General features: G+C 70.1%; 19 protein-coding genes. 9 read left to right on the top strand and 10 right to left on the bottom strand.

What is annotated here, in order from left to right; translation table 11 throughout:
* Positions 1-105 precede the first annotated feature (105 nt).
* The 4 genes from pruA (at position 106) to EL493_RS17800 (ending at position 4,911) form a co-directional block, all read left to right on the top strand.
* Positions 106-1,758, top strand: a complete 1,653-nt coding sequence (gene pruA, locus EL493_RS17815; protein ID WP_019046656.1) for an L-glutamate gamma-semialdehyde dehydrogenase — start codon at positions 106-108, stop codon at positions 1,756-1,758.
* Entirely contained in the window at positions 1,758-2,720 is a 963-nt protein-coding gene (locus EL493_RS17810; protein WP_019046655.1) for a proline dehydrogenase family protein, read from the top strand. The genes pruA and EL493_RS17810 overlap by 1 nt, the downstream gene beginning before the upstream one ends.
* A gap of 150 nt (positions 2,721-2,870) precedes the next feature.
* Complete coding sequence (locus tag EL493_RS17805; RefSeq protein WP_019046654.1) at positions 2,871-4,298, top strand: amino acid permease; 1,428 nt, start codon at positions 2,871-2,873, stop codon at positions 4,296-4,298.
* A 34-nt stretch (positions 4,299-4,332) separates the two neighbouring features.
* Complete coding sequence (locus EL493_RS17800) at positions 4,333-4,911, top strand: TetR/AcrR family transcriptional regulator (protein WP_019046653.1); 579 nt, start codon at positions 4,333-4,335, stop codon at positions 4,909-4,911.
* Here EL493_RS17800 and EL493_RS17795 read toward each other — a convergent pair.
* Positions 4,894-6,960 carry an AMP-binding protein gene (locus EL493_RS17795; protein WP_019046652.1) on the bottom strand — a complete coding sequence of 689 codons (2,067 nt, stop codon included), beginning with the start codon at positions 6,958-6,960 and terminating at the stop codon, positions 4,894-4,896. The two genes, EL493_RS17800 and EL493_RS17795, sit on opposite strands and share 18 nt — an antisense overlap.
* Before the next feature lie 311 nt (positions 6,961-7,271).
* Here EL493_RS17795 and EL493_RS17790 point away from each other — a divergent pair, with 311 nt between their 5' ends.
* Positions 7,272-9,845: an ATP-dependent Clp protease ATP-binding subunit gene (locus EL493_RS17790; RefSeq protein WP_030204082.1), complete on the top strand. Its 2,574-nt coding sequence runs from the start codon at positions 7,272-7,274 to the stop codon at positions 9,843-9,845.
* 56 nt (positions 9,846-9,901) lie between these two features.
* Here the strand turns inward: EL493_RS17790 and EL493_RS17785 are convergent, their stop codons facing one another.
* The 4 genes from EL493_RS17785 to EL493_RS17770 all read right to left on the bottom strand — a co-directional run bounded on the left by EL493_RS17785 (position 9,902) and on the right by EL493_RS17770 (position 13,660).
* Positions 9,902-10,294: a hypothetical protein gene (locus EL493_RS17785; RefSeq protein WP_019046650.1), complete on the bottom strand. Its 393-nt coding sequence runs from the start codon at positions 10,292-10,294 to the stop codon at positions 9,902-9,904.
* A gap of 114 nt (positions 10,295-10,408) precedes the next feature.
* The gene (locus tag EL493_RS17780) at positions 10,409-11,311 is read right to left on the bottom strand and encodes a carbohydrate-binding protein (RefSeq protein ID WP_232017242.1); all 903 of its coding nucleotides are present in this window, start codon (positions 11,309-11,311) and stop codon (positions 10,409-10,411) included.
* Positions 11,312-11,590: 279 nt separating this feature from the next.
* On the bottom strand, positions 11,591-12,394 hold the full coding sequence (locus EL493_RS17775) for an N-acetylmuramoyl-L-alanine amidase (protein WP_019046648.1): 804 nt from the start codon (positions 12,392-12,394) through the stop codon (positions 11,591-11,593).
* 27 nt (positions 12,395-12,421) lie between these two features.
* On the bottom strand, positions 12,422-13,660 hold the full coding sequence (locus EL493_RS17770) for a cytochrome P450 (RefSeq protein ID WP_019046647.1): 1,239 nt from the start codon (positions 13,658-13,660) through the stop codon (positions 12,422-12,424).
* Positions 13,661-13,858: 198 nt separating this feature from the next.
* On the opposite strand from EL493_RS17770, the gene EL493_RS17765 reads away from it, so the two are divergent.
* Positions 13,859-14,407, top strand: a complete 549-nt coding sequence (locus EL493_RS17765) for a TetR/AcrR family transcriptional regulator (protein ID WP_019046646.1) — start codon at positions 13,859-13,861, stop codon at positions 14,405-14,407.
* 6 nt (positions 14,408-14,413) lie between these two features.
* Here EL493_RS17765 and EL493_RS17760 read toward each other — a convergent pair whose 3' ends face one another.
* From EL493_RS17760 to EL493_RS17740, 5 genes are read right to left on the bottom strand one after another with little or no spacing between them, the layout of a single operon-like run.
* On the bottom strand, positions 14,414-15,619 hold the full coding sequence (locus EL493_RS17760; RefSeq protein ID WP_019046645.1) for a cytochrome P450 family protein: 1,206 nt from the start codon (positions 15,617-15,619) through the stop codon (positions 14,414-14,416).
* The gene (locus EL493_RS17755) at positions 15,616-16,218 is read right to left on the bottom strand and encodes a GTP-binding protein (RefSeq protein ID WP_022567011.1); all 603 of its coding nucleotides are present in this window, start codon (positions 16,216-16,218) and stop codon (positions 15,616-15,618) included. Before EL493_RS17755 ends, EL493_RS17760 begins: the two co-directional genes overlap by 4 nt.
* Positions 16,193-16,543: a DUF742 domain-containing protein gene (locus tag EL493_RS17750; RefSeq protein ID WP_019046643.1), complete on the bottom strand. Its 351-nt coding sequence runs from the start codon at positions 16,541-16,543 to the stop codon at positions 16,193-16,195. Before EL493_RS17750 ends, EL493_RS17755 begins: the two co-directional genes overlap by 26 nt.
* Complete coding sequence (locus tag EL493_RS17745; protein WP_019046642.1) at positions 16,543-16,953, bottom strand: roadblock/LC7 domain-containing protein; 411 nt, start codon at positions 16,951-16,953, stop codon at positions 16,543-16,545. The genes EL493_RS17750 and EL493_RS17745 overlap by 1 nt, the downstream gene beginning before the upstream one ends.
* Entirely contained in the window at positions 16,931-18,313 is a 1,383-nt protein-coding gene (locus tag EL493_RS17740) for an ATP-binding protein (protein ID WP_030204080.1), read from the bottom strand. The genes EL493_RS17745 and EL493_RS17740 overlap by 23 nt, the downstream gene beginning before the upstream one ends.
* 283 nt (positions 18,314-18,596) lie before the next feature.
* Here EL493_RS17740 and EL493_RS17735 point away from each other — a divergent pair, with 283 nt between their 5' ends.
* The 3 genes from EL493_RS17735 to EL493_RS17725 all read left to right on the top strand — a co-directional run bounded on the left by EL493_RS17735 (position 18,597) and on the right by EL493_RS17725 (position 21,749).
* Positions 18,597-19,028 carry a type II toxin-antitoxin system Rv0910 family toxin gene (locus tag EL493_RS17735; protein WP_019046640.1) on the top strand — a complete coding sequence of 144 codons (432 nt, stop codon included), beginning with the start codon at positions 18,597-18,599 and terminating at the stop codon, positions 19,026-19,028.
* Between the two features lie 122 nt (positions 19,029-19,150).
* On the top strand, positions 19,151-20,083 hold the full coding sequence (locus EL493_RS17730) for a family 2A encapsulin nanocompartment shell protein (RefSeq protein WP_019046639.1): 933 nt from the start codon (positions 19,151-19,153) through the stop codon (positions 20,081-20,083).
* Positions 20,055-21,749 carry a family 2A encapsulin nanocompartment cargo protein cysteine desulfurase gene (locus EL493_RS17725; protein ID WP_019046638.1) on the top strand — a complete coding sequence of 565 codons (1,695 nt, stop codon included), beginning with the start codon at positions 20,055-20,057 and terminating at the stop codon, positions 21,747-21,749. The genes EL493_RS17730 and EL493_RS17725 overlap by 29 nt, the downstream gene beginning before the upstream one ends.
* Positions 21,750-21,759 lie beyond the last annotated feature (10 nt).

The raw sequence follows: 21,759 nt of genomic DNA, 5'->3' as shown, positions 1-21,759 counted from the left end.
GACAAAGAGAGGTCACGTTCTTCGTCCGATCCACCGATTATGACCGCTGCGGATCGGTGTTGACTACGTCACATCCCGCCCCTCCACGACGCAGGAGCCGCAGCCATGGATGCCATCGCCACCACCCCGCCGCCGGTCAACGAACCGGTCGGGACCTTCGCTCCCGGAACTCCCGAACGCCGCCGTCTGCGCAGCGCGCTGGCCGAGCTGGCCGCGACGCCGACCGAGATCAGTCACGTGATCGGCGGACAGCATCGTCGCGGCGACGGTGCGCGGTTCGACGTGGTGCAGCCGCACCGGCACGCCGCCGTCCTCGGCACCCTGCACGACGCGACCACCGCCGAAGCCGCCGCCGCGGTCGAGGCCGCCACGGCGGCGGCGCCCGGCTGGCGGGCCACGTCCTTCGACGACCGGGCCGCGATCTTCCTGCGCGCCGCCGACCTGCTCGCCGGACCGTGGCGCGAACGGGTGGCCGCCGCGACGATGCTCGGGCAGTCCAAGTCCGCGTACCAGGCCGAGATCGACGCACCGTGCGAACTGGTCGACTTCTGGCGGTTCAACGTCTCCTTCGCCCGACAGATCCTGGCCGAGCAGCCGATCTCCACGCGCGGCGTGTGGAACCGGATGCAGTACCGCTCGCTCGAGGGTTTCGTCTACGCGGTCACCCCCTTCAACTTCACCGCCATCGCCGGCAATCTGCCGACCTCGCCCGCGCTGATGGGCAATACGGTGGTGTGGAAGCCGGCGCGGAGCCAGGCGGTCGCCGCCTACCTGACCATGCGGCTGCTCGAGGCCGCGGGCCTGCCGCCCGGGGTGATCAACCTGGTCAACGGGGCAGGCCCGGCGATCTCCGAAGCGGTGCTGACCGACCCGCGACTGGCCGGCGTCCATTTCACCGGCTCCACCGCCACCTTCCAGCACCTGTGGCGGGAGGTGGCGCAGCGGATCGACCGGTACCGGACCTATCCCCGCCTGGTCGGTGAGACCGGCGGCAAGGATTTCGTACTGGCCCATTCGTCGGCCGATCCGGCCGTGCTCACCACCGCGCTGCTGCGCGGCGCCTTCGACTACCAGGGGCAGAAATGCTCGGCCGCCTCGCGGGCCTTCGTGCCGCGGTCGGTGTGGGCGGTGATGGCCGACGACCTGATCGAGAAGACCTCCGCGCTGCGCTACGGCGATGTCACGGATCTGGCCAATTTCGGTGGGGCACTGATCGATCGGGCCGCCTTCGACCGCAACACCGCGGCCCTCGAACGTGCCAAGGCCACCCCGGGGCTGACGGTGGTGGCCGGTGGCCACAGCGACGACAGCACCGGCTGGTTCGTCGAGCCCACCGTGGTGGTCGGCGACGACCCCACCGACGAGGTCTTCCACACCGAGTACTTCGGCCCGATCCTGGCCGTGCACGTCTACGACGACAGCACTCCCTCCGCCTTCGCCGACGCCATGGCCCTGGTCGACGGCGGCAGCCCCTACGGGCTGACCGGGTCGATCATCGCCGAGGACCGGGCCGCGATCACCGCGGCCACCGAGCGGCTCACCTTCGCCGCGGGCAACTTCTACATCAACGACAAGCCCTCCGGCGCGGTCGTGGGTCAGCAGCCGTTCGGCGGCGGCCGGGCCTCGGGCACCAACGACAAGGCGGGCTCGGCGCAGAACCTGCTGCGCTGGACCTCGGCCCGCACGATCAAGGAGACCTTCACCCCGCCCACCGAGCACGGCTACCCCCATCAGGCGCCCGAGGAGGAGGTCCGCTGATGTCGGCCCTGTTGCGCTCGCCCCTGCTCGCCGCGGCGCGGTCGCCGCGGCTGGAACGCACGATCACCCGGTTGCCGGTGAGTCGCGCGGTCGTCGCCCGGTTCGTCGCGGGCACCGGCACCGGCGACGCCGTGCGCGCCGCCGAGACCCTGCTGCGCTCGGGCCATTTCGTCAGCATCGACTACCTCGGCGAGGACACCACCGATCTGGCGAGCGCGCAGGCCACGGTCGCGCAGTACCGCACCCTGATCGCGGCGCTCGGCAGGCTGCCCGAGACCGAGGTCGCGGCGGGCGCCGTGCGCCCGCTGGAAGTTTCGGTGAAACTGTCGGCGCTCGGCCAGGCCCTGCCCCGCGACGGGCACGCGATCGCCCGCGAGCACGCGCACCAGATCTGTGCCGCCGCCGAGGACGCGGGTCTCTGGGTGACCGTCGACGCCGAGGACCACACCACCACCGACTCGACGCTGGCGATCGTGCGCGAGCTGCGCGCCGACTTCCCCTGGCTGGGGACCGTGCTGCAGGCGTATCTGCGCCGCACCGAGGACGACTGCCGCGCCCTGGCTGGTCCCGGCTCCCGCATCCGGCTGTGCAAGGGCGCCTACGACGAACCCGCGTCGGTGGCCTTCCGGGACCGCGCCGAGGTCGACGCGTCGTATCTGCGCTGCCTGGCCATCCTCACCGCGGGTTCGGGCTATCCGATGATCGCCTCGCACGACCCGGCGGTGCTCGCCGCGGCCGGGGTCGCGGTGCAGTCCGCGCAGCGCAAGACCGAGGAGTACGAGTACCAGATGCTCTACGGCATCCGCGCCGACGAACAGCAGCGACTCGCCGACGCGGGCAACCACGTTCGCGTGTACGTCCCCTACGGTGACCAGTGGTACGGCTATTTCATGCGCAGGCTGGCCGAACGGCCCGCCAATCTGGGGTTCTTCCTGCGCGCGCTCGTCGGCGGGCGCGGGTGACGACCGCATATCGCTTCGGGCACCACCGCTGAACAATATTCACTCTCGGCGCCCGCGGCCGCGGCGTGGCGGTGTACTCAGCTGAGCCTCCTGGCGGAGGTCGGCTCGCACATCGCGACGCGGCGGTGTGCGCCGACGGAAGGAACGCGAATGTCTTTCGCCGAGTTGCGCGCCCAGATGTTGCGGCGCAAACCCCTCGTCGAGGTCGAGGACGAGATCCCCAGCGACGAGCGGCTGGCCAAATCACTGGGCCTGTGGCAGCTGACCGCCATCGGTGTCGGCGGCATCATCGGCGCGGGCATCTTCACCCTGGCCGGGTCGGTCGCCCATTCGGTCACCGGGCCCGCGGTGCTGATCTCGTTCCTGATCGCCGGTGTCGCCAGTGCCGCCGCGGCGCTGTGCTACGCCGAGTTCGCCGGCATGGTGCCCAAAGCCGGTTCGGCCTACACCTACGGTTACGTCTCGCTGGGCGAGCTGGCCGGCTGGTTCATCGGCTGGGACCTGCTGCTCGAGTACATCGCGGTGGCGGCGGTGGTGGCCATCGGGGTGTCGGGGTATTTCGGGTTCCTGCTCGACCAGGTCGGGCTGACCCTGCCGGAGTGGATGCTCGGCGCGCCCGACACCGGCGACGGCCGGGTCGTGGACCTGTTCGCGGTGCTGTTCTGCCTGGGCACCGCGTGGGTGCTCTCGCGCGGGATCGACAGCGTGGGCCGGTTCGAGACGGTGGCCGTGGGGATCAAGGTGGCGCTGGTCGTGCTGATCGTGGCACTCGGGGTGTTCCACATCGACAGCGCCAACTACGACCCGTACTTCCCGTTCGGCGCGGGCGCGGTGTGGACCGGCGCGGCGACGGTGTTCTTCGCGGTGTTCGGCTACGACGCGATGAGTACCGCCGCCGAGGAATCGGTGGACGGACGCAAGCACCTGCCCAAGGCGATCATCTACTCGCTGGCCATCGCCATGGTGCTCTACGTGCTGGCCACGCTGGTCCTCACCGGCATGCAGAAGTACACCGAGATCAGCCCCACCAGTGGTTTCTCCACCGCGTTCGAGTCGGTCGGGATGCCGGGCGTGGCCAACATCATCGCGGTCGGCGCGATCGTCGGCATCGTCACCGTGGTGCTCACCTTCATGCTCGGCGTCACCCGGGTGTGGTTCGCGATGAGCCGCGACGGGCTGCTGCCCGCGTGGTTCGCCAAGACCCATCCCACCCGCAAGGTGCCGACCCGGGTCACCTGGATCGTCGGTATCGGCGCGGCGATCCTGGCCGGTGTGCTGCCGATCAACACCGTCGCCGAGCTCACCAATATCGGCATCCTGATGGCGTTCATCGTGGTGTGTGTGGCGGTGATCGTGTTGCGGCGCACCAGGCCCGACGCGCCGCGCTCGTTCCGGCTGCCGTTCATGCCGGTGATCCCGCTGATCGGCATCGGCTTCTCGGCGTACCTGATCTACTCGCTGCCGTGGGAGACCTGGGTGCGGTTCCTGGTCTGGCTGCTGGTGGGTCTGGTCGTGTACTTCGGCTATTCGCGCACCCATTCGGTGATGAACCGGACGGCTCCGCAGCCGTCCGAGTAACCCACCCGGGGCCGGTCTGTGCTGTGATGGGCCGATGAGCTCAGGGCAGCAGACGCGGCGGCGGCGTGATCCGGCGAAGACGCGCGCGGCCATCGTCGACGCGCTGCTGGCCGCGGTCATCGAGGGCGATTTCGCGCCGACCACCCGTGAGATCGCGACCAGGGCGGGCACGTCCGAACGCAGTATCTTCGTGCACTTCCCCGATCGGGCGGCGCTGCTGGTCGCCGCCGTCGAGCGCCAGTCCGAGACGGTGGAGTCGCGGCTGCCAGCGGCGGATCCCACGGTGCCGCTGCCGGAACGGATCACCCAGGCGGTGCGGCAGAGCGCGGCCATCTTCGAGTTGCAGCGCCTGCCGCGTCTGACCGGCCTGCAGGAATCACGGACGATCGCGGCGATCGACGAGCGCATGCGGCGCACCGACGCCCGCATCCGCGCGACCCTCGGGGCCCTGTTCGCGCCCGAACTGGCCGGTGACGAGCAGCTGCTGGACCTGGTCGACACCGCCCTCGCCTGGCCGGCCCGGCATCATCTCCAGGACCGCCGCGGCCTGTCGGCAGAGCAGGCCTCGGCGGCGCTGGAGCGGGCCGTGGGGCTGCTACTCGCTCAGCGCTGACTCCGGTCGCACCAGCACGCGCTTGAGGATCTTGCCGGTCTCCCCGCGCGGCAGCGCGGACAGGAACGTGACATCGCGCGGGACCGAGAACCGGCTCAGCCGGTTGCGGATGTAGGTACGCACCATGTCCGGATCCAGCCCCGCCCCTTCCTTTTTCACCACGAACGCGGCCAGCCGCTGCCCGAACTCGCGGTCGGGCACCCCGACCACGGCGACCTCGGTGATCTGCGGCAGATGCGCCAGCGCTTCTTCCACCGGCCGGGGGAAGACGTTCTCACCGCCGGAGATGATCATCTCGTCGTCCCGGCCCGCCACGAACAGCCTCCCCGCGGCGTCGAGGTACCCCAGGTCGCCGGTGTCGAGCATGCCGTCGGCCTCCTCCGGCGGCGCGGAGTTGACGTAACCGTCGAAGAGCATGTGGTTGGCGACGAAGATGTGCCCGGTCGAGCCGACCGGCACCGGCCGCAGATCCGGGCCGAGCACCGCCACCCGGGTGCCCAGCGGCGGGCGGCCCGCGGTGGTCGGCGAGACCCGCAGATCGGCCGGGGTGGCGACACTGGCCCAGGAGACCTCGGTGGAGCCGTAGACGTTGTAGAGCACGTCGCCGAAGGTGTCCAGGAAGCGCAGCACGGTGGCGCCGGCCAGCGGCGCGCCACAGCTGACGACGTGACGCAAACTGGTCAGGTCGAAGTTCGCACGCAGCTCGGCGGGCACGTCGAGCAGGCGTTCCACCATGGTCGGGACCACGAACAGGGTGGTGATGCGGTGCTGGGCCACCGCCCGCAGGCAGTCGAGGGCGTCGAAACCGTCGGTGAGCACCACGGTGGCCCGCAGCGCCGTACTCAGCTGCAGCCCGGCCAGCCCCCAGGTGTGGAACAGCGGCGCCGGGATGAGCGCCACCTCCTCCACCCGCATGGGGATCCGCGAGAGCAGCGCGGCGATGGTGCCGAAGCCCTTGGGGTGCGGCCGGCGCGCGCCCTTGGGCGAGCCGCTGGTGCCCGAGGTGAGCACGATCAACCGGCCCGGGTTCGTCGCCACCGGAAAGTCGTTCTGCGCCAGCGCGATCAGGCCGTCGACGGTGGAGCGGTCCGGGTCCGGCGGCTGGTCGTCGGTGGTGAACCGCGGGATGTCGCCGTGCAGATAGCGGATCAGCTTCTCCAGCTGCCCGTCGACGTAGACCGCGCTGAGCCGGTGCCGCTGCACGATCTCCTCGATCCGGCGCCCGGACAGCCCGGCGTTGAGCAGCGCCACGTCGACGCCGAGTTTGCCCGCCGCGACCATGGTTTCGACCATGCCCGCGTGATTGCGCGAGAGCAGGCCGATGGCGTCACCCGAGCGCAGCCCCAGCGCGTACATGGCTCCGGCCAGCGCGGTGGATCTGGCATCGAGCTCGGCGTAGGTCCTGGTACCCCGCGCGTCGATCACCGCGAGCCGGTCCGGGGTGTGCGCCGCGCCCGCCGCGTAGCCGCCCGCCAGGTTGAAACCCCACTTGGCCAGGGAACGCAGCTGCTTCACCATCGCGACCGGTTCCGGCCGCATCAGCCCGGTCGCGGCGATGCTGCGCGCGACACCGGCGTTACGGCGCAGCACCGAGCGTTCGGCGTTGATCACGATCGAGGACCTGGTGCCCGCGATCACGTCGGCGGTGCGGCGCAGGCCCGCCTTCACCCAGTCGGTGACCGTGGCGTTGCCGCGCTCGCCCAGCAGCGGATGCACCCGGGCCGCGGCGAACAGGGTGATGTCGAGCCGCGTGCGCTGCTCGTCCCCGCGCAACCGGACCGCGGCGAAGCTGCCCAGCGCGGGACTGCGCAGCTCGAAACTCTCGTACCAGCGCCCGATCTCGAGCACGAACTCATGGGTCTCGATCCCGGCCTCGGCCGACCCCACCCGCACCTGCCACACCACCGACCCGTCGGGCCGCTCCACCCGCTCACAACTGCCGATACCGGTGAACATCCGCGGATAACTCTGCGGATCCAGCAGTACATCCCACAACGACTGACGCGCGATCGTGAAATCCGCGGTGACATCGATGACGTCGGTGACCAAACTCCGTGCTCTTCCCGTCGGCCTGTTCGACCAGTCGGTCGGCGGGCAAATCTGGGCGCCGCGGTCGCTACCGCGGCGCGGGTCGTCACGCTACCCGTCCGTGCCGCTCCTCGATCAAGAATCAGACAAAACCGGTGGTTTCGGACCACTTCGGCCGGACTTTGGTTTGCGCGCCACACCCCCCGACGTTGCAGATGTGAAACTGTCCAATCGCTTGCACCCCACCCGTAGATGCCGAAGTATTGCTAGCAGTACCGACCCGATCTGCAGGAGTCGCCGCCACGCGGCACGACGAGCGAAGAGGTGTGGACATGACAGCGAGCTGGCCCGGTTCAGGAATGAACTCCTTCGACGACATCTTCCAGCGATTCTTCGGACCAGGAATGTCGGCGAAACCACCGGTGCAGCGCATCGACCTCGGCAGATTGATGACCGACAACGCCAAATTGCTGATCGGATCCGCACGCGAAGCCGCCCAGGAATGGGGCAATCCGGAGATCACCCCCGAACATCTGCTCTACGCGGCCACCGAATCCGAGCCGGGCCGCAGCATCGTCGCCGAACTCAGCCTCGATCCCGATCAGGTTGCCGAGCAGATGCAGGAGTACCTCGACACCGGTTCGCCCAGCGAGGACGACCTCGCCGACATCACCCTCAGCCCCGGCACCAAGACCGCCCTGCGGTCGGCGCAGCGCCAGGCCGCGCAGGCGGGCAGCAGCTACATCGGGCCCGAACACATCCTGCTCGGCATCGCCTCGGTCTCCGACAGCGCGGCCGCGCAGGCACTGATGGCGGGCATCGCCGCCACCCAGAGCGGCAACACCTCCGGTCCGGCGACCCCGAGCGCGCCCGCGGGCAAACGGCGGGCCGAGACCGACACCCCCACCCTCGACGAATACGGCCGCGATCTCACCGCCGAGGCCCGCGAGGGGCTGGTCGACCCGGTGGTCGGCCGGGCCGAGGAGATCGAGCAGACGATCGAGATCCTGTCGCGGCGGCGCAAGAACAATCCGGTGCTGATCGGTGATCCGGGCGTCGGTAAGACCGCCATCGTGGAGGGGCTCGCGCAGCGCATCGTCAACAACGACGTGCCGTCCACGCTGGCCGATCGCCGGGTGATCGCCCTGGATGTGGGCACCCTGGTGGCGGGCAGCAAGTACCGCGGCGAGTTCGAGGAACGGCTGACCAAGATCCTCGACGAGGTCCGCGCCCACAAGGACGAGCTGATCGTCTTCATCGACGAGCTGCACACCATCGTCGGCGCCGGGGGCGGCGGCGAGGGCTCGATGGACGCGGGCAATCTGCTCAAGCCGGCGCTGGCCCGCGGCGAACTGCACGTCGTCGGCGCGACCACCATCGACGAGTACCGCAAGTACATCGAGAAGGACGCCGCGCTCGAGCGCCGCTTCCAGCCGGTGATGGTCTCGGAACCCTCGGTGGCCGACACCGTCGAGATCCTGCGCGGGCTGGCCGACGTGTACGAGGAACATCACCAGGTCCGCTACACCGACGAGGCGCTGGTCGCGGCCGCGCAGCTCTCGGATCGCTACATCACCGACCGGTTCATGCCGGACAAGGCGATCGACCTGATCGACCAGGCGGGCGCACGGGTCCGGCTGCGCTCGGGCACCCCGGATCCGGAGGTGAAGGCCAGGGACGAGGCGATCGCCCGGCTGTACCGGGAGAAGGACGCGGCCGTCGACGACGAGGACTACGAGAAGGCGACCGCGATCAAGGCCGAGATCGCGGCCAAGGAGGAGGAGCTGGAGGAATCCGGCGTGCGATCGGGTGAGCCCGAGGTGCAGGTGGTCGATATCGCCGAGGTGATCTCGCGGCAGACCGGCATCCCGGTGGCCGACCTGACCGCCGAGGAGAAGCAGCGGCTGCTCGAGCTCGAGGACGTGCTGCACAAGCGGGTGATCGGGCAGGACGAGGCGATCGTCGCCGTCGCCGAGGCGGTGCGCCGGGCCAGGGCCGGGCTCAAGGACCCGAACCGGCCGATCGGTTCGTTCCTGTTCCTCGGCCCGACCGGTGTGGGCAAGACCGAGCTCGCCAAGGCGCTGGCCGAGGCCGTCTTCGGCGACGAGGACCGGCTCATCCGCTTCGACATGAGCGAGTTCCAGGAGAAGCACACCGTCTCCCGGCTGGTCGGCGCGCCGCCCGGATACGTCGGCTACGACGACGCTGCCCAGCTCACCGACAAGGTGCGCAGGCAGCCGTACTCGGTGATCCTGTTCGACGAGGTCGAGAAGGCGCACCCGGATGTGTTCAATGTGCTGTTGCAGCTGCTCGACGACGGCCGGGTCACCGATTCCAAGGGCCGCACCGTCGATTTCAAGAACACGATCGTGATCATGACCTCCAATATCGGCTCGGATCTGATCCTGAAGGCGCCGGAGGGCGATCTGGACTCGATCGTGCCCGACCTGGAGGAGCGGCTGCGACAGCACTTCCGGCCGGAATTCCTCAACCGTATCGACGAGCAGATCGTCTTCCACCGGCTCGACAAGACGCAGCTGGAACGGATCGTGAACCTGATCCTGGACAAGACCCGCAGGATGCTGGCGGCCCAGGACATCTCCCTCGACATCACCGACGCGGCGGTGGACTGGCTGGGTGACCGCGGGTTCCAGCCGGAGTTCGGCGCCCGGCCGCTGCGCCGCACAGTACAGCGGGAACTCGACAACCGGATCTCGCGGCTGCTGCTCGACGGCGGCCTGGCACCGGGCGCGACGGTCGCGGTCGACGCGGTGGACGACGATCTGGTCGTCACCGCGGTGGCGCCCAGCGGTGGCGCCGAGACCAACGGTGCCGCACCCGAGCAGCAGAAGAAGGCGGCCAAGAAACCGGCGAAGGGCAAGAAGCCCGCCGGGTCGAAGAAGTAGGGCGAACGCGAACGGTGGCCCGGTCCGTGCGGACCAGGCCACCGTCGTCACCGGGGTCAGCCGCCGGTGACCACGCAGGATTCACCGAACCGGTACCCCTTGCCGACACTCACGTCGGCGCCGCGCCCGACCCCGCCCTGCAGCGCCGCCAGGCTGTGCGGGCCGGTGCTGGACGGCACCCAGGCCAGGTTGGCGATGCCGTCGAGCGGGACGACCACGGCCAGCAGCACACCGTTGTCGTAGAACGAGACAGGTTCGAGGCCGACGCTGAGCCGGGCCACCAGATGGTGGGTGCAACCGGTGCCGTAGTTGGTTGCCATGCCGACGCTGAGGCCCGGTTCGACCGTCAGCTGCGAGACCGCAGCCGAGGCCGAGGGGGTGCCGATCGTCATGGCCAGCAATGCCGTCCCGGTGGCCGCGACGGCGAAGGCGAATTTCCTGTCACTCATATCTCACGTCCTTGTGCTGCGGGAGCCGGCCGAACGCGAGGCCGGCGAGTCGTGGTCAATCCTGGCCCCATTGCGGGACCGATGGTGGGAGAACACACGAAACGGTGCGGATGCTCAGATCCGCGACCACAGCGCGGGCGTATTCGGCGGTGTCCAATTCGGGTCGTGCACGGTGTGCGCCTGGCGGCAGCGGTAGGTGACGCCCTGGTAGGTGACCGTGTCGCCGACGGCGTAGGTGGCGCCCTGCCGCCAGGCCGCGCCGGCAGGCGCGGTGGTGGTCGTCGGGTGCTGATGGGTGGTGGTCGCCGGGGGTTTCGTGGTGGTGGCGGGTGGGGTGGTCGGTGTCGGTGTGGTCGTGGTGGGTGTGGAGCCGCCCCCGCCGCCGATCTCGAGGTCGACGCAGCTGTAGAAAGCGGCCGCGGTGTCACCGATATTCCAGACGGCACGCAATTTCTGCCGCCCGGAATAGTTCGACAGGTCGATGGTGTGGGTGACCTCCATCGGCGGCTGTTCGTTGCGGCCGTCGATCACCGCGATCCGGGTGCCACCGATAAAGTACTCCCAATTCAGGGTGCGATGGTTGGCGGTGTTCTTCCACGTGAAAGTCGTTCGCCCGGACACTTTCTGCGGCACCCAGCCGAGGCTGTCGTCGTCGAGTTCGGGATATTTGTTCGCACTGCAATTGTCCAGGCCTTTGGGGCCTTCCACGCTCTGCGGCTCGTATCTCACCGCACCACACGACACCAGGCCCCTGGCGCATTGTTCCTGTCTGCTGGCGGGCCCGGTGACCCAGCCGTGGGCATTCGCGGTCGCGGTCGGGACGAGCAGGCCGGCGAGAGGTGCCAGAATCACGGCTCCGGCGATGGACAGCATTCGGCTTCGCACTATCGATACTCCTTGGAAAACACAGACGGACGACGGCAGGGGCCGGCATGCCGTCCGGGAAACCATTTCGAGCGATGACACGAACAGTTCGAGATCGAACTGTGACCGGAACAGTAGGGCGACGAAGATCAACCGTCAAGCAATCGAATAGCGAAAAATACCGCTACCCACCGGTATTCGACCCCAGGGCGCCCCGACTGCGAATTCGGCGAACAATCACCCGTTCGAACCAACCGGTTCGCACCACGGGCAAATTGTTGGTTATCCACCCAGCTGGCGCGATTTCCCCGGTTTGCCGGAAGTTGCGGAGACGGCAGACTATTCGCAACAAGCACACTTGCCCGCGGCGGCGGACAAGTCGTGGCGCGAGACCGGCGAACGTTGCGTGGTCTCCGCGAAATTCCGGTCGGCTCAGCCCAGGAAGGCCAGGATCCCGGCCGTGACGAGCTCGGCGTAGCGGGCCCGGCCCTCGGGTGTTTCGATGAGCGCGGCGTCGGCGGCCGAGCGCATGTTGCCGCACTCCACCAGCGCCGCGGGCCGCTGCGCGAGATTGAGCCCGGCCAGATCGGCGCGGGGATTCAGGCCCGCCGACCCCACGTAGGTCGACGGGATCGCCCCGCCTCGCACCATGGCGTCGCGCAGGGCGGTGGCCAGCGCGACACCGGCGCCGGCCTGGACGGGATTGAGCGGTGGGTCGGCGTAGGCGATGTGGAAGCCGTGCGCGTCGGCGCCCGGGTGGCCGTCGGCGTGGATCGAGACCACCGCGTCGGCGGCCGCGTCGTTGCCGACGGCGGCTCGCCGGTCGACACACGGTCCGACGCCGGTGTCGTCGTCGCGGGTCAGGATCACCCGCACGCCGTGCGCGGTGAGCGCGTCGCGCACGCGCAGGCTGACATCCCAGGTGAAGGCGTGCTCGGGGTAGCCACTGTCGGCGGCGGTGCCGGTGGTGTTGCAGGCCTTGGTGCCACCGCGCCCGTCCGGTACCGGCGCGGTGATCTGCGCGGGGTGCGCGGCATTGCCGCCGTTGTGTCCGGGGTCGAGCACGACCGTCCGTGGCGGGGGCTCCGGCAGCGCCGACGACACCGGCGTCGCGGTCTCGATCGCGGCGGTCGTGGTGCCCGTCGGTGCCGGCGCGGGTCCGGACGCGCCGGAGGTGCAACCGGCCGACATCAGCACGACCGCCGGGAACGCCGACAGCAGCAGGGTGGAGCGCATCCCGCTACGGTGCCACACCCCGGGTGGTCAGCGCGGAACGACGTGCAGCGGCAGGCTCGCGTGGCGGCGGACCAACAGGCTCGGCACCCAGCGCGGCGGCGCGTCGTCGATCAGGGTGAACCGCTCGGTGCGGTCGAGCAGCAGGGTGAGGGCCGTGGTCGCCTCGAGCCGGGCCAGGGCGGAGCCGATGCAGAAGTGCGCGCCCGCGCCGAAGGCGGCGTGGCCGCGGCCCCGGCGGCGCGTGAGGTTCACGGTGTCCGGGTCGTCGAACATCGCGGGGTCGCGGTTGGCCGCGCCCCACAGCAGCAGCAGATGGCTGCCCGCGGGCAGGTCGACCGCACCGAGCCGGGTGTCGGTGAGGACGTGGCGATGGTGGCCGCGGAACGGCGATTCGAGGCGCAGCGCTTCGTCGAGGAACGCGGGCACCAGCTCGGGACGCTCCCGCAGCCGCGCCTGCAGCTCGAGGTCGGCGGCCAGCAGCCGGGCGGACGCGGCGATCAGGCCCGCCGTCGACTCGCCACCCGCCCCGATCAGCTGCACCACGATCAGGACGGCCTGCTGCTCGTCGATCCGGCCCGCCGCCAGGGCCGCGGCGAGGACGTCGATCAGCGCCTCGGGTGAATCCGGCCCGGCGCCACGTTCTTTCGCGGCCGCGAGGGCGATGTAGGCGTAGTGGGCCAGCTCGGCCGCGGAGGTGACCAGCTCGGTCATCCGGCCCTCGGCCACGACCCCGCCCAGCATCTCGGTGGAGTCGTAGGCCCATGTCAGCAGTCGGGGCACGTCGGTGCTCGGCAGCCCGACGAGTTCGGCGATCAAGGCGAGCGGCAGCCGGTCGGCCATTCCGCTCGCCCAGTCGATCCGGTCGCCGTCGAGTTCCTCGGACCAGAGCTGTTCGGTGAGTGCGGTGACCATCGGTCCCAGTGTCCTGACCCGTTTGGCCAGGGCGGGACCGACGATGCCGCGGTGCGCGGCGTGCACCGCGCCGTCGGCCGTGGCGAGGACGTGCACGCCCGCGCCGGTCGGGTCGAGGTCGAAGGTGACCGGTCGCGCGCCGGGCTGGGCGACGAGCACCCCGGTCAGATGCGAGGAGAACTCGGCGGTGCGCGCGGTCGCCTCGGCGACCCCGGCCCAGGAGGCGACGAGGAAGAAGTCGGTGCCCGGCACGCGGTACACCGGAGCGTCCTCGCGCAGGCGGCGGTACAGGGGGTAGGGGTCGTCGAGTACCCCCGGGTCGAAGAGATCGATCGCCGCGAGATCCGTGGTCATCGCCGCCGCCTTTCCTGCTCGGTTTGTCGGTGCCCACCGTGCCTCCGCGGCGAACGGAGGGTCAACAACCGTCGCACCATGAGACGTCGCCGTGGCTGTGCCCGGAGCTCGTAGCGCGCACAACACGTCCTGTCCAGTGCAGATACGGTAGACAGAACTCAGTGAATGTCTCAGCTCGAGATGGCGAAGGGAGGGCGGATGACCGCCGACTGGCTGACCGACGGCGACCGCCACGCCGTGGCGATCGACCGGATCGAACAGGCCGCCCTGGCCCTGTTCCTGGAACGCGGCATCGACGCGGTCACCGCCGAGGATGTCGCCGCCGCGGCGGGCTGCTCCCGGGCGACGCTGTACCGCCACGTCGGCGGCAAACCCCGCCTGGTCCGCGCGGTCATGGTGCGAGCGGCGGGCACGGTCGCGGCGCGCGTCGAAGCCGCCGTCGAGCGGGTTCCCGCCCGGCGCCGTCCGGTCGAGGCGATCCTGGCCGCCGTGGCCGCCATCCGCGCCGATCCGGTGCTGCGGCAGTGGCTGATCCGGCACCGCTCCCCCGACACCGACGAAGTCCTCGCCGGCGCACCCGAGCTCGGCCACATCGCCACCACGCTCACCCGGATCGCCCCCGACGACGCGGCCGCGGGCTGGATCGTGCGGGTCGTGCTGTCCCTGCTCACCTGGCCGCTCCCCGACGCCGCGGCCGAGCGAGCCCTGGTGGAACGCTTCGTCGGCCCCGCCCTGCGGCCGGGCTGACCGGACTCAGGGCATCGGCAGCGGCGGCGTCTTCGGGAATTCGACCGGCAGCGCGGCCAGCGACCGATGGAACGGCCCCGGCCGCCACACCAGTTCCTGCTCCGGCACGGCCAGCGACAGCTCCGGCAGCGCGTCGAGCAGCTGATCGATCGCGTCCTGCACGATCAGATACGCCACCGACTTGGCCGGGCACCCGTGCGGACCCGCGCTCCAGGCCAGGTGCGCGCGATTGTCCACCACATCGCGACCGGCGATCGCGGGATCGTTGTTGCAGGCCGACATGCTGATCACGACCGGCTCGTTCGCGGGCAGCCACATCTCGTCGACCAGGATCGGCTGGCGCGGATAGGTCATGCAGAAGTTGGCCAGCGGCGGATCGGTGAACAGCACCTCGTCGAGCGCGTCACGGGTGGACAGGCTGCCGCCCAGCACATTTCCCGCGAAACGGTCGTCGGTGAGCATCAGCCGCAGCGTGTTCACCACCAGGTTGAGCATCGGTTCGATGCCCGCGCCGTAGAGCACCAGCAGCTGGTGCACCATCTCCTCGTCGGTGAGTGCGGCCGGGTGGTGCAGCAGCCGGGTGGCGACGTCGTCGCCGGGCTCGCGCTGACGCAGCTCGACCAGATCCGACAGCGCCGACGCCAGCAGGTTGTTGCCCGCCTCGGCGTCGTCACCCTCGAAGATCTGCGCCATCCCGGTGGCCACCTGCTGCCCGATCTCCGGGGTGCAGCCCAGCATCGAGTTCAGCGCCTGGAACACCAGCGGAAACGCGTACTGGCTCAACAGGTCCGCCGAGCCGTTCGCGCAGAAGCTGTTGATCAGCGGGATGGCGAACTGCTCGACGGTGGCGTGCATCGCGTACAGGTCCACCCCGGCGATCCCGGCGACATTGGCCTGCCGGTACCGGACGTGCTCGGCGCCGGTGGTGCGCAGCGCGGCGGGCCGGAACTGCAGCATCGGCAGCACCGGGCAGTCCTGCGGGATATTGCGCTGCCACTGCCGCGGATCGGCCGGGAAGTGCTCGGGATCGTTGAGGATCCGGACCGCGGTGTGATAGCCGATGACCAGCGTCGCCCGGATCCCCGGCGACAACTCGACCGGCACCACCGACCCGAACCGGCGCCGCATCTCGCGGTAGGCCGCCTGCGGGTCGGCGGCGAACTCGGGCGCGTACATCGGCACCCGTTCACCGGCCGAGAGATCCACCGTCATGACGCTGTCGCTTCCTGCCTGCGGAACAGGTACTCCGCCAAGGTGATCAGCGCGCGCAGGCCGTGATCGCGGCGGCGCGCGTCCACCGCGACCACCGGGGTCTCCGGCGACAGGTCCAGCGCCTCGCGGACTTCCTCGAGCGGGTACCGGCGGAAGCCCTCGAACTCGTTGACCGCCACCGCGTACGGCACGCCGCGCTGTTCCAGCGCCGAGAGCACGTCGTCGGCCTTCTCGATGCGCCGGGTGTCGACGAGCACGAGCGCGCCCAGCGCGCCGCGGGCCAGTTCCTCCCACAGCGGGGCGAAGCGTTCCTGGCCCGGCGTGCCGAACAGGTACAGCGCCAGCTGCGGATTCAGGGTGATGCGGCCGAAGTCCAGGGCGACGGTGGTCTGCACCTTGCTGCCGAGTCCGGCCATGTCGTCGACGCCGATACTGGCCTCGGTGATGGTCTCCTCGGTGCGCAGCGGCCTGATCTCGGACACTCCGCACACGAACGTCGTCTTGCCGACGCCGAAATTGCCTGCGACCAGGATCTTCACCGACCGCGTCACGGTCTCGGGGACATAATCGATCTCAACCCGCGATGGCACGGAGACCATGCAGCACCTCCTTGATCAACGCGAGTTCCGGCTTCACCTGAGCCGGGGTGGGGCACTGCAGATGGCCGCTGTCGAGCAGATCGGACACGATGATCTTCACGACGGACGCGGGCAGATCCAGATACGCCGACAGCTCGGCGACCGAGAGCGCGCCGCGGCGGCTGGTGAGCGCGAGCAGTCTGCGCTCGTCGGGGCGGTGGTCGGGGCGCGCGTCGGCGACGGCGCGGACCAGGGTCACCAGGTCCAGTTCATGCGCGGCCCTGACCCGGCCGCCGGTGCGCACATACGACCTGACCAGGTCGGGGTCGCGCCTGCCCCGGCTCATCACCTGCCACCGTGGCGGGGTGCGCTGCCGATCTCGTGGCCGACCCGGGAGGCCAGCTCGTTCATCCGGTGCGCCACCAGCGCCACGTCGACGTCGACGGTGGTGGCGACGCCCAGCAGCGCGCCGACACCGGCGGCGGTGATCATGATCATGCCCTCGTCGTACTCGGTCATGTTCTGGCGCACTGCGTTCGACGAGCCACCGCAGAACTCGCCGAGCGCCTTGCCGAGCGAGCGCAGGCCCGACGCGGCGGCGGCGAACCGCTCGGCGTCGTCCTTGGCCACGCCACGGGAGTGCGCGATCCGCAGTCCGTCATCGGACAGCAGCACCGCGAAGCGGACGCCGGGGATCTCCAGATCCTCGAGCAGCCATGCCAGGCGGTTCGTGCTATCGGCTACCGGTGTGCTCATCGGCTGTTCCTTCCGTGGTTCGCTCGGCCGCAGCGGCGCGACCGCTGCGGGAACCGCTGTGCCAGGCAGCGGCGAGGTCGGGGCGGGCCTGCCCCGATTCGGCGGACACCTCCGCCGGGTCCGGCGCCACCGGCCTGCGGCGACGCTTGGGCAATCCCCCACTGGTGATCTCGTGCACGTCGGCCCCCCGCGATTCCGCCTCGACCAGGACCGGAACCGGAACATGGGCCTGGGCGGTGAGTTCGGGTTCGGGCAGTCGCGGCGCGGCACCGCTGACCAGCAGCGCCGAGGGCACGTAGACCATCGCCCGCATGCCGCCGAAGATGTTGGGACCGTCGACGTGCACGGAGAAGCCGTACCGGCGTGCCAGTGCCGCGATACCAGGGAAACCGACCTTGGGCGCCGGACCGAGATCGTGGATGTCGACGGAACGTTCGCCACTGAGCACCTGGCGCGCGTCCTCGAGCTGTTCGGGGCTCATCCGCATGCCCGCGTCGTCGATGATGACGGTGACGCCGTGATGGCCTTCCTGGAAGCCGACTTCCACGAACGACGACGGCGGCGAGTAGCGCAGCGCGTTGTCGAGCAGGGTGGCCATGGTGTGCACCAGCGGTTCCACCGCGCGGCTGATCACCACGCGGTCGGACTGGCCCGAGCGCACCCGCAGGTATTCCCGCACGCGGCCGGTGGCGCCGCCGGCCACGTCGGTCAGCGACTGCTGCGGCCAGCGGCGGCCGGGCAGGCCGCCGGAGACGATCACATAGGACTGCGCCTGCCGGATCATCTGCTGGACGGTGTGGTCGATCCTGGTCAGCGTCTCGTAGATCGCGTCGTCGCGGTGCTCGCGCAGCGCGGTGCTCACCACCTGGCCCAGGTCGGTGCCCAGGCTCACCACCGAGGTGCCGAAGGAGCGCACCGCGGCGCTGGTCGCGGCGCGTGAGGTGGCGGCCAGGTCGGCGCGCGCGGCCTCCTGCGCGCTCTGGACCTCGCTGATCCGGCGCTGCTCGCCGTAGCGTTCGACCATCGCCCTGGTCTCCTCGGAGACCACACGCAGGGCTTCGGCGTGGCCGGTGGCGATGGTCTGCAGCAGCTCGGCGAAGCGCGTCTCGCGCAGCTCCGGCGGGACCTCGACACCGACGGCGGGGATGTCGTGCCTGCGCACGGCCTCTGTGATCGCGGGCACGGTCGTGTGCGCCAGCTGGATCAGCGCGTTCTCGGCCGCGACCCGTTCCCGGATGGCGACGTCGGCCCGCAACCGCTGCTGGCGCTCGTTGCGCATGGCGAAGACCGTCACGGCCAGCGCGAGCAGTAACAGCGGCGCTCCGATGACGAGTAACAGCACCGCAATTCCTGAGTTCATCAGATCTTTCGTCGTCGTCGACCACTTCACGCCCTGGCCGGTGGGCCCTCACCGGCCCGCCCGGCGAGGCATTCGCCCGGAGCGCGCGGAGGCTCGAATATCCGATCCACACGCTCCACTTCCAGCGACCCGCACACAGTAGCAGCACCCTGATCGGCTCCGGCGCGGATCGTCCTGTCCGGCATCAGAATTCCCACCCGCGGTGCTGGGCGGCTGATCTATTCTGGTTTGCTATGCCGCGTCCGGTCGAGTCGGAACCCCGGGTACCGGATACCATCCGGCTGTGGCGAAACTGAAGCTCTCCGTCGATGTCCCCGTCCCGCCGGACCAGGCCTGGGCGCACGCGTCCGACCTGCCCGCGCTCGGCGACTGGCTGACCATCCACGAGGCCTGGCGCGGCGATCTGCCCGACGACCTCACCCCCGGCACCGTGCTCGTCGGCATCGCCCGCGTCAAGGGTTTCCGCAACAAGGTCACCTGGACGGTGCGCACCGCCGAACCGCCGCGCCGGCTGGCCCTCACCGGCACCGGGATCGGCGGCACCAAGTTCGGTCTCACCATGAACGTCGAGCCCAAGGGCAGCGGCTCGAAGGTCGGCGTCGACATCGACCTCGGCGGCGCACCGCTGTTCGGCCCGATCGGCTCGGCCGTGGCCAAGGCGCTGCGCGGCGACATCGAACGCTCGCTCGAGGCCTTCGTGAAGCTCTACGGTTGAGATTGCGTTTCCGCGTGTGAACAGCGGTCGGACACGGGCGTTCCGGCGCGACAGGAGAACCCGGCGGGGTTAGGCTGACCCCGCCGGTTAACCGTCGATTTGCCTATTCGCAAGGTGGTTCGATGACCAAAGCTGTCCCGGGCCCGGTTGCCCTCGGCGATGTCGCCGCTCGCACACTGGCCAACGCGACCAAGACCGTCCCGCAGATGGAGTCGATCACCCCGCGGTGGTTGGTCCATCTGCTCAACTGGGTACCGGTCGAGGCCGGTATCTATCGGCGCAACCGCGTCACCCACGAGCAGACCGTCGACATCCAGTGCGACAACTTCGACGAGTCCCCGCTGCCGGAGACCTTCATCGACTACGAGAAGGAACCGCGCGAGTATCGGCTCAAGGCCGTCAACACGATTCTGGATGTGCACACCCGGGTCTCGGATCTGTACTCGAGCCCGCACGACCAGATCGCCCAGCAGTTGCGGCTGACCATCGAGGCGATCAAGGAGCACCAGGAAGGCGAGCTGATCAACAGCCCGGACTACGGGCTGATCGCCAATACCGTGGCGCGCCAGCGCATCAGCACGCTGGCCGGGCCGCCCACGCCCGACGACCTGGACAATCTGATCACCAAGGTCTGGAAGGAGCCCGGCTTCTTCCTCACCCATCCGCAGGGTGTGGCCGCTTTCGGCCGCGAATGCACCCGCCGCGGGGTGCCGCCGCCGACGGTCAGCCTGTTCGGCTCCCAATTCATCACGTGGCGCGGCATTCCCATCATCCCGTCGGACAAGGTGCCCGTGATCGACGGCAAGACCTCGTTCCTGCTGATCCGCACCGGCGAATCCCGTCAGGGCGTGGTGGGGCTGTATCAGCCGGGGCTGGCCGGGGAGCAAGGCCCGGGCCTGTCGGTGAAGTTCATGGGCATCGATCGCAGTGCGATCGCCTCGTACCTGGTGTCGCTGTACTGCTCGCTGACGATCCTGACCGACGACGCGGTGGCCCTGCTGGAGGGCGCGGAGGTGGACAAGTTCCATGACTACGCCCCGACCTACCGGAGCTGAGGCGGGCGGCGACGGACTGCCGGACGAGGCGACGCTCGCCCGCCTCGCCGGCGAGTTCTTCGCCGCGCTGCCGACCGGGGCCACGGGCACACCGGGTGTGTCCCTGCTGCAACCGGATTCACCGTCGCCGCCGTTCACCCCGCCGGCGCCGGGCACGTCGGCGCCGCCGGCCTTCCGGCCCGCACCACCGATCACCGGAGCGGGCGCTGCGGTTCCCGGCGGGCCCACCGCGGCGCCCGCGGTGCCGGGATGGGGCGCCGAGCACGTGCCCGCGGCCGTCGCGCCGCAGCCCGAGGCCGTGCACGTCGACCCGTTCCTCGCGGTGCTGCCGTCGCTGCGGGAGATCCTGTCCCCGCCGCGCTCGCCCGGCCCGCCCGCGGCCGCCGGCTCGCCGTCGTTCTATTTCCTCGACGGCGCCGGGGCGCCGCCGGTGGCACCGGACCCGCACCCGCCGTTCGACGTGCACGCCGTGCGCGCCGATTTCCCGATCCTGGCCGAGCGGGTCAACGGGCATCAGCTGGTGTGGTTCGACAACGCGGCCACCACGCAGAAGCCGCGGGCGGTCATCGATCGGCTGGCGCACTTCTACGCGCACGAGAACTCCAATATCCACCGGGCCGCGCACGAATTGGCGGCCCGCTCGACCGACGCCTACGAGCAGGCGCGCGAGACCGTCGCCCGATTCCTCGGCGCGGGTTCGGCGCAGGAGATCGTGTTCGTGCGCGGGGCCACCGAGGGCATCAACCTGATCGCCCAGACCTGGGGCCGCAAGAATCTGCGCGCCGGTGACGAGATCCTGATCTCGCACCTCGAGCACCACGCCAATATCGTGCCGTGGCAGCTGCTGGCCGCCGAGACCGGCGCGCGGATCCAGGTCGCCCCGGTCGACGATCGCGGGCAGCTGCTGCTCGACGAGTACACCCGGTTGCTCACCGAGCGCACCAAACTGGTGTCGGTGACGCACGTGTCCAACGCGCTCGGCACGATCACCCCGGTGCGTGACCTCGTCGCCGCCGCACGGCGGGTCGGGGCGACGGTGCTGATCGACGGCGCGCAGTCGGCCCCGCACACCCCGATCGACGTGCGGGCGATCGACGCCGATTTCTTCGTGTTCTCCGGCCACAAGGTGTTCGGGCCCACCGGGATCGGCGCGGTCTACGGCAGGTCCACGGTGCTCGAGGACATGCCGCCGTGGCAGGGCGGCGGGAACATGATCGCCGACGTCACCCTGGAACGGTCGCTGTTCCAGCCGGCGCCGGGGCGGTTCGAGGCGGGCACCGGCAGCATCGCCGACGCGGTGGGCCTGGCGGCCGCGCTCGACTACGTGCAGCGAATCGGCATGGACGCGATCGGCCGCTACGAGCACGAACTGCTCGCCTACGCCACCCCGCTGGTGGCCGCGGTCCCCGGGGTCCGGCTCATCGGCACCGCGGCGGAGAAGGCGAGCGTGCTGTCGTTCGTGCTCGACGGGTGCGATCCGGTCGACATCGGCCGCGCCATGAACGAACGCGGCATCGCGGTGCGGGCCGGGCATCATTGCGCGCAGCCGATCCTGCGCAGGCTCGGGGTCGAGGCGACCGTGCGGCCCTCGTTCGCCTTCTACAACACCGTCGACGAGATCGATCGGATGGTGCGGGTGCTGCGCGAGATCGCCGAACGCCGTTGACACGACGAAA

This window comes from Nocardia asteroides, from assembly GCF_900637185.1.
In the GTDB taxonomy this organism is placed as follows: domain Bacteria; phylum Actinomycetota; class Actinomycetes; order Mycobacteriales; family Mycobacteriaceae; genus Nocardia; species Nocardia asteroides.
The sequence above is the reverse complement of the archived record's forward strand: the minus strand, read 5'-3'. Positions and strand labels throughout refer to the sequence as shown.